We start from the raw sequence: 21,842 nt of genomic DNA, 5'->3' as shown, positions 1-21,842 counted from the left end.
CAGCGTGGATGGCCGAGCTCAAGGTTGCTGTGACCGGCTGCACCAATTTCGTCGCCACCTCAGAACGCGGTTGGACTCACCGGTTCACAGTCAGGAAAATTCCGCCAATGGATGCGGGAGGCGACGCGGTTAGCGATCTAATCACCAACGTTCTTTCCCCGGACGGGAAAGGAAATGTCATGACCATCGTTCGCACGGGGGCAACCTTCGCCACGTACCTCTTGGATGAACAGGATGATGGCCCTATTCCAATCCCGGACTCCATCGCTACCCGGCAACACAAGAAGATTCAGGCCGTCGGGACCAGATAATCAGCCTCTTCCAACCTCACGTTGATGCGTGGTGAAGGACGTCCTGCCGTCGCGCGCCCCTTCTCCTGCTGTTCCCTGCGTTCCTTGAGGGAGTGGACAGACTCAGTCGGTAGGGCGGTGTGGCGTTCGGACACTCGGGTCTTGGTGGCAGGACGGTCGGGCCGCCCGGTGCGGGTGCGCTGGAGGGAGTCGCGGATCCTGGCGGTTGCGCTGTTGAGGTCGAGGGTTTCCCGGTGCGGACCAAATGAGATATGAGTAGGTCTGGCTCGGCAAGGGTCCTGCCTTCCCGACGCAGGTGTGCCTGGTAACCCAGCTTGCCGCAACGGGCCGTTTGCGGGCGACGAACCTTCCTTCGTTGGGCGCTCTTCCGCGGACGAATCTGGTCTCTTTTCTTGTCTCTTGGTCTTTACTCTTGCTCCTTTCTCGTGCCTGTGGGGGCCACCATCTTTTCCGCATCGAACGATCTCCATCCGCGTCCCGCGCTGCCCGGCCGGGAGTTACGACCTCCGCGCTTTCTCCTGGTCGGAGTGGCGGCGCTGCTCGTGGCCGTGTCGCTCAGTGACCTGTTCGCCGTCTACGTCGGCGTCCGGCTGTACGCACTGCTCGACGGGGAGGAGGGGGTCGTCCTTGCCTCGCAACAAGAGGTGGACGAGGCGTACTCGCTCTACGAGACCGCCGGGGAGCTCCAGGGGTACACGTTCATTGCCTGCGCGATCGGCTTCGTCATCTGGTTCTACGGGATGCGCCGTTACGCCGGGGTGCTCGGGCCTGACCGGTTCCGCAACGGCCCCGGCTGGGCGATCGGATCCTGGCTCATCCCGCTGGTCCATCTATGGATGCCCTATCGGATCGCGGTGGACATGTGGGGCGCGAGCACGCGGCTGCCGGTCGACGGCGAGCAGCGCAAGGTCTCTTACTGGCCGGTGAACCTGTGGTGGGGCCTGTTCGTCACGGAGAACTTGTTCCGGCGGTACGCCGAGCTGCGTTACCAGAACGCCGAAGACATCGCGGAGATCCAGAGTGCCGTGCTCCAGGTGCTGGTCGCCGACATCCTGGAAGTCGCCGCGGCGGCCGCCGCCGTGCACTTCGCCGTCCGGCTTACGGCCATGCAGCGGCTGAAGGCTGCCGAGGGGCCGTACGTCTCGGTCTGAGGGCCGACCCGGGGTGTTTCGTGGAGTCGACGCGGTCGAGTGCGACTGATCCGCATGAGTCCGCTTCGGCGGAACCGTCTGCGCTCGGCTACGCCAGGAAGTCGCCCTTCGGGTCCTCGCACATCTTCCGCAGCACCACCCCGCACCGCCGTGCGTAAGCATGCTGCAACCCCCGCGTAGCCGCCCCGCCCGCCTTCGCGTACCACTTCGCCGGGCGGCTGAAGGCGGTTATCGTCAGCCAGACTGTGCCGTCGCCCGTGCGGTCGACGATGAAGGCTTCCTCGCCGGATTCGGGGTGGCCGGGGAGGGTGCCGTAGGCCCAGCCGGCTCGGCGGGGTTCGTCGACCGTCCAGACGATGCGGCAGGGGGCCTGGAGCATGCCCAGGCCGACCGTGACGTCGACGCCGGGGGCCGCCTGCGGGGCGTCCGTGGTGATTTTGACGCCCACGGCTCTGTGGAGGTCCCAGGTCAGGACCGCCTGGGAGGCGGATTTGAAGACCTCCTGGCCCTCGCCGATGCGGCTGCGGACGTGCAGGGGATGGAAGCCGGGTGGGCACCGGCCGTCGCGGGTCGCACCCACGTCCTCGTACGTGTAGGGCATGGGAACCAAGAGTAGGGCGGTACCCGGGAATGCCTTCGTTCCGGGTACCGCCCACGCTCAACTATTCGACAGTCAGGCCACGTTCACCGCGGACCAGGCCGCCGCCACCGCCTTGTACTCCGTGCTCGCCGTGCCGCCGTACAGCGCCGACGCCGCGTTCAGCGTCGCCGTACGGGCGCCCGCGTACTTCGTCGTGGACGTCATGTACTCGGTGAGCGCCTTGTACCAGATCTTGACCGCCTTGTCGCGGCCGATGCCGGTGACCGTCGAGCCGTTGGAGGTCGGGGAGTTGTAGCTGACGCCGTTGATCGTCTTGGCGCCGCTGCCCTCCGAGAGGAGGTAGAAGAAGTGGTTCGCCGGGCCCGAGGAGTAGTGGACGTCGATGCCGCCCAGGCTGGAGGACCAGCTGTCCTTGGACGCGCCGTCCTTGCTCGGCTTGTCCATGTAGCGCAGCGGGGTGCCGTTGCCGTTGATGTCGATCTTCTCGCCGATGAGGTAGTCGCCGACGTCGGACGCGTTGGCGGCGTAGAACTCCACCGCCGTGCCGAAGATGTCGGAGGTGGCCTCGTTCAGGCCGCCCGACTCACCGCTGTAGTTGAGGCCCGCGGTGTTCGACGTGACGCCGTGCGTCATCTCGTGGCCCGCCACGTCGAGGGACGTGAGCGGCTTGGCGTTGCCCGAGCCGTCGCCGTACGTCATGCAGAAGCAGCTGTCGTCCCAGAAGGCGTTCACGTACGCGTTGCCGTAGTGGACGCGGGAGTAGGCGGCCTTGCCGTCGTTCTTGATGCCGCTGCGGCCGAGGACGTTCTTGTAGAAGTCCCAGGTGGCCTGAGCGCCGAAGTGCGCGTCGACCGCGGCGGTCTGGGTGTTCGAGGCCGCTCCCGTGCCCCAGGTGTCGTCCGCGTCGGTGAAGAGGGTGCCGGTGCCGGACGTACCCCGGTTGAGGTTGTACGTCTTGTGGGCGCCGCGACCGGTGTCGTTCAGCTGGTACGTCGAGCCCGACAGCGAGGTGCCGATGGTGACCTTGCCGGAGTACTGGCTGTTGCCGGTGCCGGTCTGGATCGCCTCCCACTCGTACAGCTTCTTGCCCGTCTGCGCGTCGGTGACGACGTGCAGCTGCTGCGGGGTGCCGTCGTGCTGGAAGCCGCCGACGACCGTCTCGTAGGCGAGGGTCGGCTTGCCGTCGGCCGCCCAGACGACCTTGCGGGGCGCCTTGTCGGCCGCCGACTTCGTGCTGCCCTCGGCCTTCGCCGCCTTCAACGCCTGCTTCTCGGCGGTGGACCTGGCGATGTCCGGGGTGACGTCGGAGACCTTGATGGCGGCCTTGGTCGCCTTGGTCACGCCCTGGGTCTTGCCGGCCTTGGTCTCGTGGACGACCAAGTCGCCGCCGAGGACCGGGAGTCCGTCGTACGTGCGCTCGTACCGGGTGTGCGTCGTGCCGTCGGCGTCCTTGACGACGTCTCTGACGACCAGCTTCTCCTCGGCGCCGAGACCTATCTCGTCGGCCGTGTCCGCCGTGGCGGCGTCGGCCTTCTGGATGAGGCTCGTACGGGCTGCCGCGGTCAGCTGGACCGGCGCCGCGGCGAGGGTCGACCCGCCGGACTGCTCGGCCGGGGACTGGGCGGAGGCACCGGTGGTCAGACCGGTGGTGAGCAGGGCTCCGGCCGCGACTGCGGTGGCGATGGCCAGAGTGGTGCGCTTGTGACGCGCGTAGAGGGGGGTCACGCAAGCTCCTTCGTGGGGGGTGTCCGACTGGCATGGGGGACCGGTCGGGCGGTTGTGAAGTTGCGGTGCGGGTGTGCCGTGAGCAGTGATGCGAGGTGAACGTTGCCAGTTGAGTCCTGTACATGTCAGCGGGGCGAATAAAGGTTGGCCGGAAATCGTCCGCTGCCCGAAGATCCGCGTACGGATTGCGGACTTGATCGCGGCAAAGGCCTGGCAAAAGGTGGGGAAGGGCGTCGCAAGGCCGGGGCAATGACAGGGCAATGGCGTGGCAAAAAAGGCGCCGTCCCGGGGAGTTGGATCCCCGGGGCGGCGCCCTGCGAGTGTGAGCCGGGGTGAGTCTGTGTGGCCGGGACTCACCCGGATCGGTTACGCCTGCGGGAAGGTGATCTTCCAGCCATTGATCCTGCCGGTGTCCTGCGCCGCCTGGTCCTGGACCTTCAACTGCCAGGTGCCGTTGGCGACTTCGGAGGACGCGTTCACCGTGTACGGCTCGGTGACGTTGTCCGCCGAGTCCGAGGAGCTGAAGGGCTTGAGGCGGTAGCTCGTGCCGTCCGGCGCCACCAGGTCGACCACCAGGTCACCGCGCCACGTGTGCGTGATGTTCGGGGTGACGATCAGGTTGGCGGGGGCGTTTCCGGCCTGGCCGGTGACCGCGATCGACGACGTCACCGCCGCTCCGTTGTCCGGAATCGATACGGCCGTCGTGCTCTCGAACGACGTGCCGCCGCCCCCGCCGCCGGGCCGGGCGCCGACGTTGATGCCGGCCCACGCGTTCTGCACCGCCGTGTACTCGGCGCTTGTGGTGCCGTACAGCTCACCCGCGACCGCGAGCGTGCCGGTGCGGGCCGCCGCGTAGTTGGTCGTCGAGGTGAACTTCGTGGTGAGCGCCTTGAACCAGATCAGCGCGGCCTTCTCGCGGCCGATCCCGGTCACCGGCAGGCCGTCGGAGGTCGGCGAGTCGTAGGAGACGCCGTTGACGGTCTTGGTGCCGCTGCCCTCCGAGAGGAGGTAGAAGAAGTGGTTCGCCGGGCCCGAGGAGTAGTGGACGTCGATCGAGCCGATGCCCGAGTACCAACTGTCCTTGGACGCGCCGTCCTTGCTCGGCTTGTCCATGTAGCGCAGTGGCGTCCCGTTGCCGTTGATGTCGATCTTCTCGCCGACCAGGTAGTCGCCGACGTCCTGCGAATTGGCCGCGTAGAACTCGACGGCCGCCGCGAAGATGTCGGAGGTCGCCTCGTTCAGGCCGCCCGACTCACCGCTGTAGACCAGGCCCGCGGTGTTGGAGGTGACGCCGTGCGTCATCTCGTGCGCGGCCACGTCGATCGACGTGAGCGGCTTGGCGTTGCCCGAGCCGTCGCCGTACGTCATGCAGAAGCAGGAGTCCTGCCAGAACGCGTTGACGTAGTTGTTGCCGTAGTGGACGCGGGAGTACGCGCCGACCCCGTCACCGCGGATGCCGCTGCGGCCCTGCACGTTCTTGTAGTAGTCCCACGTCAGCGCGGCCCCGTAGTGGGCGTCCGCGCCCGCCGTCTCCAGGTTCGACGCGGCCCCGTTGCCCCAGACGTCGTCGGCGCCGGAGAAGAGCGTGCCGGTGCCCGACGTACCGCGGTTCAGGTTGTTCGTCTTGTGGTTGCCGCGCGTCGTGTCCGTGAGGTTGTACGTCGACCCGGACTGGGCGCTGCCGAGGGTCACCGAGCCGCTGTACTGGGTGTTGCCGGTGCCGGTCTCGACGGCCTGGTACTCGTAGAGCTTCTTGCCGGTGGCCGCGTCCGTGATGACGTGCAGCTCGTTCGGGGTGCCGTCGTGCTGCAGACCGCCCACGACCGTCTCGTACGCGAGGCTCGGCGTGCCGTCGGCCGCCCAGATCACCTTGCGCGCGCCGTCCGCCTCGGTCTTCTTCGAGCCCTCCGCCGAGGCGGCCTTCAGAGCCTGCTTCTCGGCGACGGCGGGCTTCACCGCCGCGCTGGTGGTGATGCCCTTGAGCTGGGCCTTCACCGCACGCGTAACGCCTTCCGTCTTCCCCGACTTGGCGGTGTCGACCACCAGGTCGCCGCCGAGGACCGGGAGTCCGGCGTACGTGCGCTCGTACCGCGTGTGGACGGTGCCGTCGGCGTCCTTGACGACGTCACGGACGACGAGCTTCTCCTTGGCGCCCAGGCCGAGTTCCTCCGCCGTGTCCGCCTTCGCCGAGTCGGCGTCACGGATCAGCGCCGCGCGCTGGGCGGGGGAGAGCTTGATGGACAGCGAGCCCTTGTCGAGCTTGCCCGGGGCGGGTTTGCTGTCGGCGGTGGCGGCGCCCGTCTGGACGGCCGCGGCGAGCAGGGCGGCGACGGCGACGAGCGCGCCGGCGGCGGCCTTGCGCCGGGTGGAACGGGAGGCGAACGCGGAACGGGAGTTACCCACGGTCTGAGAAGTGCCTGCGGTGTGGGAGGTGCGTCTGTGGGAGGTGCGTCTCAACACGGACTCCTTCTGCGTGGCCGCGGATCGCGGATCGCGCGGCCAGGGGGGACCGGACGGTTGGGATCCGTCCGGGCAGAACAAGGCGGAACGCGGAACCACTTGCATGGGGCACGTGCGGGCGTGCGTGGGGGTCCACCACGGCACAGCGGTTCTTGTGAGGTTGCTGTGCAGTGGTCGTGGGAAGAGTGGCAGGAGATTGCGCTCTCTGTCAGGTGCGCATCAACAAGTTGGCTGGAAACGGTTCGTTGTCCGGGTGGTCATGTTCGGTATACGGACTCGTTGCCGGACGGACGGCCCAGGCGGGCACAGGCTCAGGCGGGCACAGGCCCACGCAGGCTCAGGCCCGTGAAGGACCAGGCCCACGCAGGCTCAGGCGCACGAAAGGCCTGGCTCATGAAGGCCGTTGGTCGGGAAGCCCCGGTCGCTCGCCGTGCCACGAGTGCCACAGGGACGCGTACGCACCGTCGGCGGCCACCAGGCTGTCGTGGGTGCCCAGTTCGGTCAGGCGGCCGTCCTCCATCACGGCGACCCGGTCCGCGTCGTGGGCGGTGTGCAGGCGGTGGGCGATGGCGATGACGGTGCGGCCTTCGAGGACGGCGGCGAGCGCGCGCTCGGTGTGGCGTGCGGTCGCCGGGTCCAGGAGCGCCGTGGCCTCATCGAGGATCAGCGTGTGGGGGTCGGCCAACACGACCCGGGCCAGGGCCAGTTGCTGCGCCCGGGAGCCGTCCGCGCGGTGCGGACTGTCGGGCCCGAGCTCCGTGCCGAGGCCGTCCGGCAGCTCCTGGACCCAGTCTTCGGCGCCGACCGCCGCGAGGGCCGCCCACAACTCGGCGTCACCGGCGGACGGTTCGGCGATGAGCAGGTTGTCGCGGACCGTGCCCAGGAAGATGTGGTGCTCCTGGGTGACGAGGACGACCTGCCGCCGCAGCTGCTCCGGGTCGAGGTCGACGATCGGCACCCCGCCGACCGTCACCGAGCCGGAGCGCGGCGCATCGATGCCCGCCAGCAGCCGGCTCAGGGTGGTCTTCCCGGCACCGGAGGGCCCGACCACGGCCAGCCGTTCGCCCGGCCGCACGGTCAGGTCCACCCCGCGCAGGACCTCGCCCCCGCGGTCGTACGAGTAGCGCACGTCCGTCACGTCGATCCGGTCGTCCGCCGGAGCCGGGGAGCCGGACGGGACGGCCCGCGGCGCCCGGCCGAGGCCCTCCACCCGGGCGAACGAGGCGCTGCTGGCCTGCAGTTGCTCGACCCGCATCAGGACCTGGTCCAGCGGTGTTTCCAGCTGCCGCAGATACAGGGCCGCCGCGATCGCGGCGCCCAGGCTCACCGTGCCCCGCTCGTGCAGGACTCCGCCGACCAGCAGCACGACGGCCACCGGGAGCACGAACGAGATCTCCACGACCACGAAGAACACGGTCCGCAGGTACAGCGTGTACAACCGGGTGCGCCGGGACGTCTCCAGCGCGTCCCGGCTCGCGGCGATCCGCCGCCGCTGCAGTCCGAACGCCTCCACCGTGCGCCCGCCGGACGCGGTGGCCGTGAGGATCTCGGCGACCTCCGAAGTGGCGGCCCCCTCGGCGAGATAGCCGGTGCGCGCCCGGCGCAGATACCAGCGCAGCGCCACCCAGATACCGGCCTGGGCGAGCACCGCGCAGCCGCCGAGCAGCGGGTCGAGCGCGAAGACCGCGCCGAGGAGGAACAGACACTGGACCGAGGAGATCAGCAGCTCGGGACCGGCGTCGCGCAGGGTCGTGCCCACCGCGGAGACGTCCGCGGTGCCCCGGGCCGTCAGATCGCCCGTGCCCGCCCGCTCCACGACCGAGGCGGGCAGGGCCAGCGTCCGCTCGACGAACTCCTCGCGCACCCGCGCCAGCGTCCGCTCCCCGAACCGGTACCCCACGTACCGGGCGCCGCGCGCCAGCAGCAACTGCCCCAGCGCGCACAGCAGGATGACCAGTGCGAGGCGGTCCACGACGGCCACGCCGCCACCGGCCCGGACCTCGTCGATGATGCGGCCGAGCAGCCACGGACCGACCAGACCGGCAGCGGCGGCCAGCGCGTTCAGCGCGAGCACGACGGCGAAGGCGCGGCCGTCCGCGCGGATCAGCCGGCCCGCGGCCCTGCGTACGTCGGCCGGTTCGGCGACCGGCAGCTGCGCGGTCATCGCACGGCCTCCTCTGCGTCCAGATCCGATGCCGCGGCCAGGCCCGACTCGTCGGCGTCCGTGTCGTCCACGTCCAGGTCCGCGTCCCCGTCGCGGGCCACCAGCGCGCGGTAGCCCGGCTCCCCGTCGAGGAGTTCCTGATGGCCGCCGACGGCCGCGACCTTGCCGTCGACCAGGTAGTACACGGTGTCCACCTGGTCGAGGACGAGCGGCGAGGTGCTGGTCACGACGGTCGTGCGGCCGGAGCGCGCCGCACGCAGCCGGGCGGCGACGGCCGCCTCGGTGTGCGCGTCCAGCGCCGAGGTGGGCTCGACCGCGAGCAGCACCTCGGGGTCGGCGAGCAGCGCCCGCACCAGGCGTACGCGCTGCCGCTGGCCTCCGGAGAGACTGCGGCCCTGCGCGTCGACGGCCGAGTCGAGCCCGTCCGGGAGCCCGAGGACCACGTCGTCGGCCACGGCCGCGTGCACCGCCCGGGCGACGGTCTCCTCGTCGGGGTCCCCACGCCCCGAGACCAGGTCGCGCAGGGTGCCCGCGAACAGGTCGGCCTCGTTGTCCGCGACCAGGATGCGCGCCCGGATCTGTGGCAGGGCGATCGCGTCGAGGCGTACGCCGCCCCAGGTCGCCGCCGACGCGGTGAACCGGCCGAGCCGGTCGACCACGGCGGCGGACTCCGCCGGACGGGCGCCGACCAGCGCGGTCAGCCTGCCGGGCGCCACCCGCACACCGGACTGCGGATCGTGCAGTACGGAGGGCTCGGCCGGCGCGTCCACGGAGGTGCGGCCCGTCTCCATCGGCTCCAGGGACAGGAACCGTACGACGCGCCGGGCGGCCACCACACCCCGGCTGAGCTGGTAGCCGCACTCGACGAAGAAGGCCACCGGCGCCACCAGGACCGCGACATAGCCGTACACGGACACCAACTCGCCGATCGTGATGGACCCTTGAGCGGCGAGCCGGGCCGCCAGCCACGTAACGACGGCCAGGAACACGGTCGGCAGCCCGACGCCGAGCGCCTGGATCCAGCTGGTCACCGACCCGACCCGGTACCCCTGCACCCGCAGCCGCTGCGAGTCACGGCGGAAGGCGTCGGCGAACAGCCCTTTGCCACCAAGGCCGTTGAGGACCCGCAGCCCGCCCGCGAGGTCGCCGATCCGCGCCGTCAGCACGCTCTGCCGCTCGCGGTACTCCGTCTCCGCGCCCCGCAGCCGCCCCATCGGCGGACCGACGAGTACGACTATCACCGGCACCCCGAGCAGCACCACCGCGGCCAGCGGCAGCGAGACCGACAGCAGCAGTCCGGCCACGACGACGTAGGCGACGGCCGAGCCCACGCCCGGGCCGACCACCGTCAGGGACTGGCTGATCGTCTGCACGTCACCGACGCCGATGGTGACGACCTCCCCGGCTCCCGTCCGGCGCGACAGCGTGGCGCCCAGCCGGGTCGCCTGCCCCACCACGAGCTTGACCGACCGGAAGTTGGCGTCCATCCGGAGCCTGGTCATCGTGCGGTGCCGCATGACGCTCAGCCAGGAGTTGAACACCTCCAGGCCCAGCAGCGCGGCGGTCCAGCCGGCCAGCGCCGCCAGGTCGCCCGGTTCGAGGCCGTCGTCGATCGCGCGGGCCAGCAGATACGGCGTCAGCGCCCTGAGCACCATCCAGACGGTGCCAAGGAGCGCCCCCGCGGCGGCCCGGCCCGGCTGCCTGGCGACCAGCCACCAGAGATACCGCGCTCCGCCGCGACAGTCGGGCGTGCCTGGATCCCCGTACGCGTCGACCATGCAGCTGCCTTTCTTGTTCCGGGCGTTCGGCTTCTGAGCGTTCGGCTTCCGGGCGTTCGGCTCACTCGCTGTTTCCGCTGGACCGGGCTGTCGGACCGGGCTGTCAGACCAGGCTGTCCCGCCACGCCTGGTGCAGGTCCGCGAACCTGCCCGTGTCCGCGACGAGTTGGGCTGGACTGCCGTCCTCGACGATGCGGCCGTGCTCCATGACCAGCACCCGGTCGGCGATCTCGACGGTCGACAGCCGGTGGGCGATGACGACCGCCGTCCGGCCGCGCAGGACCGTGTCCATCGCGCGCTGGACGGCCCGCTCGCCCGGCACGTCCAGCGAACTGGTGGCCTCGTCCAGGATCAGGACCGCCGGATCAGCGAGCAACGCCCGCGCGAACGCGACGAGTTGACGCTGACCGGCCGAGATACGGCCACCCCTCTTGCGTACGTCCGTGTCGTAGCCGTCCGGCAGGGCGCTGATGAAGTCGTGGGCGCCGATGGCCTTCGCGGCCCGCTCGATGTCCTCGCGGGAGGCGTCGGGGCGGCCGATGGCGATGTTCTCCGCGACCGTGCCGGAAAAGAGGAAGGCCTCCTGCGTCACCATCACCACCCCGCGGCGCAGTTCGCGCACCGACAGCTCGCGCAGGTCGACGCCGTCGAGGAGGACCCGGCCGTCCGTGGGGTCGTAGAAGCGGGCCAGGAGCTTGGCGAGCGTCGACTTGCCCGCGCCCGTGGAGCCGACCACGGCGACGGTCTGGCCCGCCGGGAGGGTCAGCGAGAAGGTCGGAAGCACCTCGCCGCCGGTGCGGTAAGCGAAGCGGACGTCGGTGAACTCGACCTCGCGGCCCGGGTGTTCGGAGACGAGCTCCGGCAGCGAACGCGCCCGCGCGGGCTCCGGCACCGAAGGAACCTGGGCCAGCAGACCCGCGATCTTCTCCAGCGACGCGGCTGCCGACTGGTACGAGTTGAGGAACATGCCGAGCCGGTCTATCGGGTCGTACAGCCGGCGCAGGTACAGCACCGCGGCGGCCAGCACACCCAGCGCCAGCGAGCCCGACGCCACCCGGTAGGCACCCCACAGCACGATCCCCGCGACCGCCGTGTTGGCGACGAGCCGGGAGCCGATGACATAGCGGGCCATCTCCAGGATCGCGTCGCCGTTGACGCGTTCGTGGCGGCTGTTGAGTACGTGGAAGTCCGCGTCGTTGACGGCCTCGCGGCGGAACGCGCGCACCGGCCTGATGCCGTTCATCGTCTCCGCGAACTTCACGATGACGGCGGCGATGGCGGTCGAGCGGACGCTGTAGATCGCTCCGGCGCGGCGCCGGTAGAGCCGGATGAGGAGGTACAGCGGCACGAACGAGGCCACGGCGACCGAGCCGAGGCCCAGGTCGAGCCAGAGCAGCAGCGCCGAGATGTAGACGAACGACAGGATGACGGTGATGAGCTCCTGGAGGCCCTCGCTGAGCAGTTCGCGCAGCGACTCGACGTCCGTCGTGGAGCGCGAGATGAGCCGGCCCGAGGTGTAGCGCTCGTGGAAGTCGACGCTGAGCGCCTGAGCGTGCCGGAAGATCCTGCCGCGCAGGTCGAGCAGGACGTCCTGGTTGACGCGGGCGGAGGTGCGGACGAAGCAGTACTGGAGCGTGCCGGCCGCCACCGACGCCAGGACGTAGGCGACCGCCACGGCGATCAGCGGACCGTGGTCGTCGCCGCGGAAGGCCGGTACGGCACGGTCGATGGCGTACGCCACGAGGAGCGGGCCCGCCTGCACGGCCGCCTGCTGGAGCAGCAGCAGGACCGCGGCGAGGACGACGCGGGCCTTCATCGGCGCGAGCAGGGAGCGCAGGAGGCCGGCCGTGGCGCGCGGGGGAGCGGGGAGGGCGTCGCGGTCGAAGGGGTCGCCGTTCTTGGGCGGAGGTGCCGGCCGGTCCTCTTCGTCGGTCGGCGCGGTGGTCGTGGGCGCCGTCATCGCTTGTCCCCCTCGAACGTCACTTTCGGCGTCTCAGCCGTCGTCTCTTTCGCCGTCTCTTTCGCCGTCTCTGTCGTCGGCTCTGTGGTCTCTGCCGTTCCGGACATCAGCCAGGCGTACTCCGCGCTCGTACGCAGCAGTTCGTGGTGCGTGCCGACGGCGGTGATGCGGCCCTCGGAGAGCAGGGCCACCCGGTCGGCGAGCATGACCGTGGACGGGCGGTGGGCCACGACGAGGGCGGTCGTGTCGGCGAGGACGCGGCGCAGGGCCGCCTCGACCAGGGCCTCCGTGTGCACGTCCAGGGCCGACAGGGGGTCGTCCAGCACGAGGAAACGGGGTCTGCCGACCACGGCCCGGGCCAGGGCGAGGCGCTGGCGCTGGCCGCCGGAGAGACTGAGGCCCTGCTCGCCGACCTGGGTGTCCGTGTCCTGGGGGAGCGCGTGCACGAAGTCCGCCTGCGCGACGGCCAGGGCGCGGTTCAGCTCGGTCTCGCCCGCGTGGGCCCCGGCGCCCATGAGGACGTTCTCCCCCACGCTCGCGGAGAAGAGGGTCGGCTCCTCGAAGGCGACCGCCACGAGTGCGCGCAGCGTCTCCCGGGGCATCTCGGTGATGTCCTGGCCGTCCAGGGTGATCCGGCCCGCCGTGACCTCGTGCAGCCGGGGGACCAGCGCGGTGAGCGTCGTCTTCCCGGTGCCGGTCCCGCCCACGAGGGCCATGGTCTCGCCGGGGCGGATGTGGAGGTCGATGCGGTCGAGTACGGGAGCGGAGCCGGCCGGGGCGTCCGGGTAACGGAACCGGACGGCGTGGAAACGGAGTCCGCCGGGGTCCGGGCCGGGGGCTTGTGAGGCGAGGAGCGCGGAGGAGGTGCCGGTGCCGTCGGCCCCGGATTCCGGTTCCGCGTCCATCACTTCGAAGTACCGCTCCGTCGCCGTCGCCGCCTCCTGGCTCATCGCCAGCAGGAAGCCGATCGACTCGATGGGCCAGCGCAGCGCGAGAGCCGTGGACAGGAAGGCGACCAGCGTGCCGGTGGACAGGTCGCCGTCGGCCACCTGCACCGTCCCGAGCACGAGCGCCGCGCCGATGGCGAGTTCGGGCAGGATCGTGATCGCCGCGAAGATCCATGCGAGCAGCCGCGCCTTGGCGAGCTCCGTGCCGCGCAGGGTGCGGGAGAGGTCCCGGAAGGCGAGGGCCTGACTGCGGTGGCGCCCGAAGCCCTTGATGATCCGGATGCCGAGCACGCTCTCCTCGACGAGCGTCGTCAGATCGCCGACCTGGTCCTGCGCCTGCCGCGCCACTTTCGAGTACCGCTTCTCGAAGAGCCAGCAGACGATCATCACGGGCACGGCGGGCGCGAGCAGCACCAGCCCGAGCGTCCACTCCTGGGCCAGCATGATGACGAAGCCGATCAGAATCGTCACGCCGTTGACCAGCAGGAACGTCAGCGGGAAGGCGAGGAACATGCGCAGCAGCATCAGATCCGTCGTGCCGCGCGACAGCAACTGCCCCGAGGGCCAACGGTCGTGGAACGCCACCGGCAGCCGCTGCAGATGCCGGTACAGATCCGCCCGCATCGACGCCTCGACCCCGGCGAGCGGCCGGGCCACCAGCCACCGCCGCAGCCCGAACAGCACCGCCTCGGCGAGCCCGAGCAGCAGCAGGTACAGCGCCCCGAGCCACACCCCGCCCGTGTCCCGGTCGGCCACCGGCCCGTCCACGATCCACTTCAGTACGAGCGGAATCACCAGCCCCGTACACGAGGCGAGGACCGCGACGACGGCCGCCGTGAAGAGCCGGACGCGCACGGGCCGCACGTACGGCCACAGGCGCAGCAGGCTTCGTACGGCGGAACGGCTCCTGGCCGGTTCGGTTTCTGTGGCTTCCTCGGCAGGGGTGTCGGCGGCGGGCGCGGGTGTAGTGGGCATCAACGCGAGCCTACGGATCGGCACTGACAACGCCCACCGAGTTTTGGCCGGTCCCGGATCCGCCGCTGGTCCTACGACCTGCGTGTTCGACGGGTCGTACGCGCGGGCGAGAGGGTCGTACGCGCAGGGCGGGAGAGGCGTCCGCGCGGGGCGGGCGGGTCGTACGCACGATGCGGCCGGGTCGTACGACGGCATCAACCGATCGGTTGATGTGCGTTCGAGCGGGACGGCCGATGTGGGGGACCCCGCCCCGGCGGGACGCTCGGAGCATGGCATCCACACCCATGATCGAGGTCACCGATCTGCGCAAGTCCTACGGCGGCAGGCCCGCCGTCGACCGCGTCTCCTTCACGGTCGAGGAGGGCGAGATCTTCGGCGTCCTCGGCCCGAACGGCGCCGGCAAGACCACCACCGTCGAATGCGTCGAGGGCCTGCGCGTGCCCGACGCGGGCCGTGTCCGGGTGACCGGCCTCGACCCCGTCACCGAGCACGCCGCCACCCGCCAAGTGCTCGGCGCACAGCTCCAGGAGAGCGAACTGCAGGCCAAACTCACCGTCCGGGAGGCCCTGGAGCTGTACGCCGCCTTCTACACCCGCCCGCTCGACTGGCGGCCCCTCGCCGAACGCCTCGGCCTCACCGACAAGCTCACCACCCGCTTCGCCAAGCTCTCCGGCGGCCAGAAGCAGCGCCTGTTCATCGCGCTCGCCCTCATCGGCAACCCCCGGATCGTCGTCCTCGACGAGCTGACCACCGGCCTCGATCCGCGGGCCCGCCGCGACACCTGGGAACTCATCGAGGACATCCGCGCGAACGGCGTCACCGTCCTGCTCGTCACGCACTTCATGGAGGAGGCGCAACGGCTCTGCGACCGGATCGCCGTGATCGACAAGGGCCGGGTGGCAGCGCTCGACACCCCGGCCGGTCTGATCCGCCGCTCGGCGGGCGCCACCGTCATCAGCTTCACCCCGTCCGCCCGCCTGGACGACCGCGACCTGAACGCGCTCCCGGGGCTCGCGTCGGTCGAGTACAAGGACGGCCGCGTCACCCTGTCCGGCACCGACGAGACCGTCAACGCCGTCATCACCCTCCTCGCCCGCACCCACGTCACGGCCCACCAACTCCGCGTCACCGACGCCACGCTGGACGACGCGTTCCTCGACCTCACGAAGGACGCCACCACGACCACGGGCGCGACCGAGGACGCCACCAAGGCCCCGAGCAACGACACCACGAAGGAGGCGGCGGCATGAGCACGGCCCTCGGAAACACCGCCCTCGGAAGGACGGCCCTCGGAAAGACGGCCCTCGTCAACCCAGCCGTACTGAAGAGCGAGGTCCGCCTCTTCCGCAGGGAGCCCGGCAGCCTCTTCTGGATCCTCGGGTTCCCGACCCTGCTGCTGGTGATCCTCGGCTCGATCCCCGCCTTCCGGGACGCCGACCCGGACTTCGGCGGACTGCGCCCGGTCGACGCCTACGTCCCGGTGAGCGTGCTGCTCGGCCTGACCGTCGGCGGTCTGCAGGCGATGCCGCAGACCCTCACCGGCTACCGCGAGCGCGGCATCCTGCGCCGGATGTCCACCACCCCGGTCCGCCCCGCAGCCCTGCTGTCCGCGCAGATGCTGCTGTACGGCGGGGCCGCCCTGACGTCGTCCCTGCTCGCTCTCGCGGTCGGCCGTTTCGCCTTCGACGTACGACTGCCCGAGCAGCCCTTCGGATACGCGCTGGCCCTGGTCCTGGCCGTGCTGGCGGCCCTCGCCCTCGGCGCGGTCATCTCGGCGCTGTCCCGGACGACGAAGATCGCGGGCGCCATCGGGTCCGCCGTGTTCTTCCCGGCGATGTTCTGCGCGGGTGTGTGGATGCCGGTGCAGACCATGCCCGACGTACTCGCCCGGGTCGTCGGCTACACGCCGTTCGGCGCGGCGGCCGAGGCCCTGAACCAGGCGGCGGCGGGCGACTGGCCCGGCTGGGGCCACCTGGGCGTGCTCGTGGCCTGGACGGTGCTGCTGACGGCCGCGGCGTCACGCTGGTTCCGGTGGGAGTAGGAGAGGGCCCGTGCAGACTGGGGAGATGACCGAGGCGGATCAGCGGATCGAGCACCGTTGGGACCAGGTCCACACCTGGGGTCCCTACGGGCTGCTCCTTGTCTCCACCGTCCTTTCGGTCCTCGCCGGCGAGCTCATGGAGGGTCCCGCCGAGTGGTACGCGGCCGGGGCGCTGGTGGTCTCCGCGGTGGCGCTCCAGCTGTGGCACGGGCCCCGCCGTGGCCGCCGGACCCCGTCCCGCGGCGGGACCGTCTACTACGTCCTGCGCTGGGTGATCTCCTTCGCCCTCACCTGGCTGAACCCGTTCTTCGCCTTCTACGCGTCCACCGGCTACTTCGACACCGACGAGCTGATGTCCGGAACGCGCCGGCAGCGGCTCGGTCTCTTCGCCACCGTCGTCGTGGTGGCGGGCGCGCAGGCCGGCGGGCTGCCGTTCCACAGCCCGGTCCAGTGGGTGCTGTTCGGCGTGATGCTGGTCGCGAACAACGTCCTGCTGATGGCGGTCGGCCACCTCAACCAGCAGGAGGAGCAGCGCTCCCGCGAGCGGGCCGGGACCATCGCCGAACTCGAACGCACCAACACCGCCCTGCAACAGGCCCTCGACGAGAACGCCGCCCTGCACGCCCAACTCCTCGTCCAGGCAAGGGAGGCCGGGGTCGCCGACGAACGCAGGCGCCTCGCCGCCGAGATCCACGACACCATCGCCCAGGGCCTGACCGGCATCATCGCCCAGCTACAGGTCGTCGGGAGCGCCCCCGACCTGCCCACCGCCCGCACCCACCTCGACCGGGCCTCCGCCCTCGCGCGCCACAGCCTCGGCGAGGCCCGCCGCTCCGTGCAGAACCTCGCCCCCGTGGCCCTGGAGAACGACGGACTGCCCGAGGCCCTCAAGAAGACGGTCGCCGAATGGGGCGAACGGACGGGCGTACGCGCCGAGTTCACCGTCACCGGCACCGCCGAGCAGCTCCACGAGGAGATCTCGGCGACCCTCCTGCGCATCGCCCAGGAGGCCCTGTCCAACGCCTCCCGGCACGCCCACGCGACCCGCCTCGGCCTCACCCTGACCTTCCTCGGCGACGAGGTGATCCTGGACATCCGCGACGACGGCCGCGGCTTCGACCCGCTCGCCGTCCCCGCCCGCTCCACCGCCGCCGGCTTCGGCCTCGACGGCATGCGCGCCCGCGCCGAACGGGTCGCGGGCTCCCTCACCGTCGAGACCGAGCCGGGACACGGCACGGCCCTCTCAGCTCGCGTACCGTTGGTACGCCATGACAGATGACGGGGCAGACGACGCGACGGACGACGGCGACGACGGCACGGGAGAGGGCACGATCTCCCTCCTCGTCGTGGACGACCATCCCGTCGTACGGGACGGTCTGCGCGGCATGTTCGAGTCCGCGCCCGGATTCCGCGTACTGGGAGAGGCGTCCAACGGCGTCGAGGCGGTCGAGAAGGCCGCCGCGCTCGACCCCGACGTGATCCTCATGGACCTGCGCATGCCGGGCGGCGGCGGTGTCGAGGCCATCGCGCACCTCACCCGCGCGGGCGCCCGCGCCAAGGTCCTCGTCCTGACGACGTACGACACCGACTCCGACACGATCCCCGCCATCGAGGCGGGCGCGACGGGCTACCTCCTCAAGGACGCGCCCCGCGACGAGCTGTTCACCGCCGTACGGGCCGCCGCCCAGGGCCGTACGGTCCTCTCCCCGGCCGTGGCCTCCCGGCTGGTGTCCGCGGTCCGCACGCCCCGGGCCCCCGGCAACGAGCCCCTCTCGGCCCGCGAACGCGAAGTCCTCGCCCTCGTCGCCAAGGGCACGTCCAACCGCGAGATCGCCCGCGAACTCTTCATCAGCGAGGCGACTGTGAAGACTCACCTCACGCACCTGTACACGAAGCTGGGCGTCAAGGACCGGGCGGCGGCGGTGGCGACGGCCTACGACCGGGGAATCCTGGGCTGATCCGCCCGACTGCGCAGCCCGACTACGCGGTCGGGTACGGGAGCAGGCCGTCCGCGATCTTCTCCCACGACGCCTTCAGCTCGGCCAGCAACTCCGGTCTGTCCGGGCCGAGGTCGGCCTGCTCGCGGGAGTCGGCGGCGAGGTTGTAGAGGTGGTCCTCGCCGGTCTCGTCCCGGTAGTACTTCCAGTCGCCGCGCCGCAGGGCCCGGTTGGCCCGGACCCGCCAGAACAGGTCCCGCTCGGGCACGTCCTCGTCCCGCAGCAGGTATCCGGCGAGGCTCCTGCCGTCCAGCGGGTAGGCCGGGTCGGGCCGGGCCCCGCCCAGTTCCAGCAGCGTGGCTGTCCAGTCGGGGGAGAAGTTCGGCTCGTGGCTGACCTGGCGGCCGTCGATCCGGGCGGGCCAGCGCACGATGGCCGGCACCCGGATACCGCCCTCCAGCAGCACGAACTTCTCTCCGCTGAGAGGCCAGTTGTAGGAGTAGCGCTCCCCGCCGTTGTCGCTGGCGAACAGCACCAGCGTGTTCTCCTCCTGCCCGGACCTGCGCAGCGCCGCGAGCACCTCGCCGACGGCCGCGTCCAGGCTCTCCACCATCTGCGTGTACTTCTCGACCGAGCCGCCGTCGTAGTGGTTGAGAGCCCTGGAGACCTCCGCCTGGTTCTTCGCGGCCCGGATCTTCGCGGCGATCTCGGCACCGGTCTCCGCGTCGTCCTCCGCGAGCCAGGGCCAGTGCGGGGTCGTGAAGTTGAGGTTCAGCAGCCACGGCTTGTCGTGGTCCCGGCCGACGTACTCCACGGCCCGTTCGGTGAGGACCTCGGTGTAGTAGCGCAGGTCCTGGTACTCGGCGTCGCCCTCGTAGAGGTCGTAGGTGCCCAGCTGGCCGAGCTTGGAGAAGTACTCCAGTACGCCGCCGAAGTTGCCGAAGAACTCGTCCCAGCCGGACTTGGTGGGGCTGTAGTCGGGCAGCCAGCCGCAGTGCCACTTGCCGATCAGTGCGGTCGAGTAGCCCGCCTTCTTCAACTGGGAGGCGAGCGTGGGGTGGTTCGGGTCGAGCCCCTGGGCCTTGTTCGCGATCGGCTCGGCAAGACCGCCCGGCGTCCGGCCCGGATAGCGCCCCGTGTAGAGGCTGAACCGCGTCGGCGAGCAGGTCGCGGACCCGGAGTACGCGTCGGTGAACCGCACCCCCTGCCGGGCCAGCCGGTCGAGGTGGGGTGTCCTGATGTGCGGGGCGCCGTAGGAGGAGAGATCGGCCCAGCCGAGGTCGTCGCCGAGGATGACCAGGAGGTTGGGGCGGCGGGCGGACGCGGGCCCGCCGGGGCGGGCCTTGAACGGCCGTTCGGCTGGGGCCGCCTCGGCGGTGGTGGCCGCGGTGGCGACGGCGGTCACGGCGCCGCCACCGATGAGACCACCGAAGGTGCGACGGGATATTTCGGGCATGCGTGATCCTCGGGGCAGAGCGGTCCCGTGGTGGGACGCGCGGGGAAAAGCCGGGAAGGGACTCCGGAAACCGGGACGGCGCTCAGGAAGGCTGCTCAGGAAAGGTGGGGGAGGAGGTCAGGAAGAGAGCGTGGCGATCGCGGGCTCAGCGACAGATGGCGCTGGACTGCCGGCACAGATCGACATGGCGCCGCTCCACGAGCGCGACGCACGCGCACGGGTGATCAGCGGACGGCTTCATGAGAAAGGACGTTGCCAGTGGGCAGGTCGGGACGTCAAGAACGTGTCCGGATCGCGGAAGCCACCTCTCAGCCCACCTTCAGCAACATCACCGCCCGCGCCGGCACGGTGATCGCGGCCCCCGCCCGGTGCACCACCCCGGGCGTATCCCCCTGCTCCTCCCGCGACGTGTCGACGACGACCTCGTACCGCTCCGCCCACGGCGCCCCCGGCAGGACGAAGCTCGCCGGCCGGTCCCCCGCGTGGAGGACGGCCAGGAAGCTGTCGTCCGTGACCGGTACGCCCCGCGCGTCCCGCCCGGGGATGTCCCGCCCGGAGAGGTACATCCCGAGCGTCGCCGCCGGCGCGTACCAGTCCCGTTCCGTCATCTCCGCGCCGCGGGCCGTGAACCACGCCAGGTCGCGCAGCCCGTCGGCCGAGTGGGCGCGGCCGGAGAAGAAGGCCCGCCGCCGCAGGACGGGATGGGCGTGGCGGAGGGCGATCAGGCGGGCGGTCAGGTCGAAGAGGGCGCGCCAGTCGGGGTCGTCGAGCAGGGTCCAGTCGATCCAGCTGATCTCGTTGTCCTGGCAGTACGCGTTGTTGTTGCCCCCCTGGGTCCGCCCGAGCTCGTCCCCCGCGACCAGCATCGGCACACCGGTGGAGAGCAGCAGAGTGGTGAGGAGGTTGCGCAGCTGACGGCGCCGCAGGCCCCGTACGCGGGCGTCCTCCGTCTCGCCCTCCGTGCCGCAGTTCCAGGCGCGGTTGTCGTCCGTGCCGTCCCGGTTGCCCTCTCCGTTGGCCTCGTTGTGCTTGCGCTCGTACGACACCAGGTCCCGCAGGGTGAAGCCGTCGTGCGCCGTAACGAAGTTGACCGACGCGTACGGGCGTCGGCCACCCCACGCGTACAGGTCACTCGACCCCGAAAGGCGGTAGCCCAGATCCCGTACGTCCGGCAGCGCGCCCCGCCAGAAGTCCCGTACGGCGTTGCGGTAGCGGTCGTTCCACTCGGTCCACAGGGGCGGGAAGGCGCCCACCTGATAGCCGCCGGAGCCGACGTCCCACGGCTCGGCGATCAGCTTCACCCGGCGCAGCACCGGGTCCTGGGCGATGACGGCAAGGAACGGGGACAGCATGTCGACGTCGTGCATGGAACGGGCCAGCGCCGCCGCCAGGTCGAACCGGAAGCCGTCCACCCCCATCTCCGTCACCCAGTAGCGCAACGAGTCCGTGATCAGGCGCAGGACGTGCGGCTGTACGACGTGGAGCGTGTTGCCGCAGCCGGTGTAGTCCGTGTACCGCCGGGCGTCGCTCTGCAGCCGGTAGTAGCCGCGGTTGTCGATGCCGCGCAGCGACAGCGTGGGGCCCAGCTCGCCCGCCTCCGCCGTGTGGTTGTAGACCACGTCGAGGATGACCTCGATACCGGCGGCGTGCAGCGCGCGCACCATGCTCTTGAACTCGCCGACCTGCTGGCCGGTCGTCCCCGAGGCCGCGTACCCGGCGTGCGGCGCGAAGTAGCCGATCGAGTTGTAGCCCCAGTAGTTCTTCATGCCCCGGCGCAGCAGATGGTCCTCGTGCGCGAACTGGTGCACCGGCAGCAGCTCCACCGCCGTCACACCCAGCTTCACCAGGTGCTCGATCGCCGCCGGGTGCGCCAATCCCGCGTACGTGCCCCGCAGTTCCTCCGGGATGTCCGGGTGCAGTTTGGTGAAGCCGCGCACGTGCAGTTCGTAGATGACCGAGTCCGCCCAGGGCGTCTTCGGGCGGCGGTCGTCCGTCCATTCGTCGTCGGGCGCGTCGTCGTGGACGACGACACCCTTGGGGACGTACGGAGCGGAGTCCCGGTCGTCGCGGACGGTGTCCGCGACCTGCTGCTGGGGCCAGTCGCGCACATGCCCGTACACCTCGGGCGGCAGCGTGAAGTCGCCGTCCACGGCACGGGCGTACGGATCGAGGAGCAGCTTCGCCGGGTTCCAGCGGGCGCCGGTCCACGGGTCCCAGCGGCCGTGCACCCGGAAGCCGTACCGCTGCCCGGGCCGCACGCCGGGCACGAAGCCGTGCCAGATCTCGTGGGTCAGTTCGGTGAGGGGCACCCGGATCTCGGAGCCGCTGCCGGGGCT

The 21,842-nt window shown here is 70.8% G+C and carries 16 protein-coding genes; 6 read left to right on the top strand and 10 right to left on the bottom strand.

Annotated elements, in window-relative coordinates:
• Positions 1-8 precede the first annotated feature (8 nt).
• A complete protein-coding gene (locus tag AOK17_RS50905; protein WP_157881428.1) occupies positions 9-311 on the top strand; it encodes a hypothetical protein in 303 nt (100 codons plus the stop codon).
• Between the two features lie 527 nt (positions 312-838).
• Entirely contained in the window at positions 839-1,462 is a 624-nt protein-coding gene (locus AOK17_RS30380; protein WP_245697448.1) for a DUF4328 domain-containing protein, read from the top strand.
• A gap of 88 nt (positions 1,463-1,550) precedes the next feature.
• On the opposite strand, the gene AOK17_RS30375 is transcribed toward AOK17_RS30380, so the two are convergent.
• From AOK17_RS30375 to AOK17_RS30345, 7 genes are all read right to left on the bottom strand, one after another.
• On the bottom strand, positions 1,551-2,063 hold the full coding sequence (locus AOK17_RS30375; protein ID WP_055615778.1) for a DUF1990 domain-containing protein: 513 nt from the start codon (positions 2,061-2,063) through the stop codon (positions 1,551-1,553).
• A 72-nt stretch (positions 2,064-2,135) separates the two neighbouring features.
• Complete coding sequence (locus tag AOK17_RS30370) at positions 2,136-3,788, bottom strand: M4 family metallopeptidase (RefSeq protein WP_055615777.1); 1,653 nt, start codon at positions 3,786-3,788, stop codon at positions 2,136-2,138.
• A 366-nt stretch (positions 3,789-4,154) separates the two neighbouring features.
• Positions 4,155-6,191, bottom strand: coding sequence for a M4 family metallopeptidase (locus AOK17_RS30365; protein ID WP_055615780.1), 2,037 nt, complete (start codon positions 6,189-6,191; stop codon positions 4,155-4,157).
• Positions 6,192-6,639: 448 nt separating this feature from the next.
• Positions 6,640-8,412, bottom strand: a complete 1,773-nt coding sequence (locus AOK17_RS30360; protein WP_055615776.1) for an ABC transporter ATP-binding protein — start codon at positions 8,410-8,412, stop codon at positions 6,640-6,642.
• The gene (locus AOK17_RS30355; RefSeq protein WP_055615775.1) at positions 8,409-10,190 is read right to left on the bottom strand and encodes an ABC transporter transmembrane domain-containing protein; all 1,782 of its coding nucleotides are present in this window, start codon (positions 10,188-10,190) and stop codon (positions 8,409-8,411) included. The genes AOK17_RS30360 and AOK17_RS30355 overlap by 4 nt, the downstream gene beginning before the upstream one ends.
• Positions 10,191-10,293: 103 nt before the next feature.
• Complete coding sequence (locus AOK17_RS30350) at positions 10,294-12,150, bottom strand: ABC transporter ATP-binding protein (protein WP_055615774.1); 1,857 nt, start codon at positions 12,148-12,150, stop codon at positions 10,294-10,296.
• Positions 12,147-14,072 carry an ABC transporter ATP-binding protein gene (locus tag AOK17_RS30345; RefSeq protein WP_055615773.1) on the bottom strand — a complete coding sequence of 642 codons (1,926 nt, stop codon included), beginning with the start codon at positions 14,070-14,072 and terminating at the stop codon, positions 12,147-12,149. The genes AOK17_RS30350 and AOK17_RS30345 overlap by 4 nt, the downstream gene beginning before the upstream one ends.
• Before the next feature lie 269 nt (positions 14,073-14,341).
• On the opposite strand from AOK17_RS30345, the gene AOK17_RS30340 reads away from it, so the two are divergent.
• Genes AOK17_RS30340 through AOK17_RS30325 form a run of 4 tightly spaced genes read left to right on the top strand, consistent with a single transcriptional unit; the run spans position 14,342 to position 18,071 of the window.
• Positions 14,342-15,322, top strand: coding sequence for an ABC transporter ATP-binding protein (locus tag AOK17_RS30340; protein WP_079053360.1), 981 nt, complete (start codon positions 14,342-14,344; stop codon positions 15,320-15,322).
• Complete coding sequence (locus AOK17_RS30335; protein ID WP_055615771.1) at positions 15,319-16,113, top strand: ABC transporter permease; 795 nt, start codon at positions 15,319-15,321, stop codon at positions 16,111-16,113. Before AOK17_RS30340 ends, AOK17_RS30335 begins: the two co-directional genes overlap by 4 nt.
• Before the next feature lie 25 nt (positions 16,114-16,138).
• Positions 16,139-17,392, top strand: coding sequence for a sensor histidine kinase (locus AOK17_RS30330; RefSeq protein ID WP_055615770.1), 1,254 nt, complete (start codon positions 16,139-16,141; stop codon positions 17,390-17,392).
• On the top strand, positions 17,382-18,071 hold the full coding sequence (locus AOK17_RS30325; RefSeq protein ID WP_055615769.1) for a response regulator: 690 nt from the start codon (positions 17,382-17,384) through the stop codon (positions 18,069-18,071). Before AOK17_RS30330 ends, AOK17_RS30325 begins: the two co-directional genes overlap by 11 nt.
• A 22-nt stretch (positions 18,072-18,093) precedes the next feature.
• Here the strand turns inward: AOK17_RS30325 and AOK17_RS30320 are convergent, their stop codons facing one another.
• The 3 genes from AOK17_RS30320 to glgX form a co-directional block, all read right to left on the bottom strand.
• A complete protein-coding gene (locus AOK17_RS30320) occupies positions 18,094-19,506 on the bottom strand; it encodes a sulfatase family protein (RefSeq protein ID WP_055615768.1) in 1,413 nt (470 codons plus the stop codon).
• A gap of 145 nt (positions 19,507-19,651) precedes the next feature.
• Positions 19,652-19,747, bottom strand: a complete 96-nt coding sequence (locus AOK17_RS54060) for a putative leader peptide (RefSeq protein ID WP_388358966.1) — start codon at positions 19,745-19,747, stop codon at positions 19,652-19,654.
• A 67-nt stretch (positions 19,748-19,814) separates the two neighbouring features.
• On the bottom strand, positions 19,815-21,842 hold a 2,028-nt coding region (gene glgX / locus AOK17_RS30315), incomplete at its 5' end, for a glycogen debranching protein GlgX (protein ID WP_055615767.1).

Origin of the sequence: Streptomyces phaeochromogenes, assembly GCF_001418655.1 — a bacterium.
Classification (GTDB): domain Bacteria; phylum Actinomycetota; class Actinomycetes; order Streptomycetales; family Streptomycetaceae; genus Streptomyces; species Streptomyces phaeochromogenes.
Note: the sequence above shows the minus strand (reverse complement) of the source record. Positions and strands in the feature narration are given on the sequence as shown.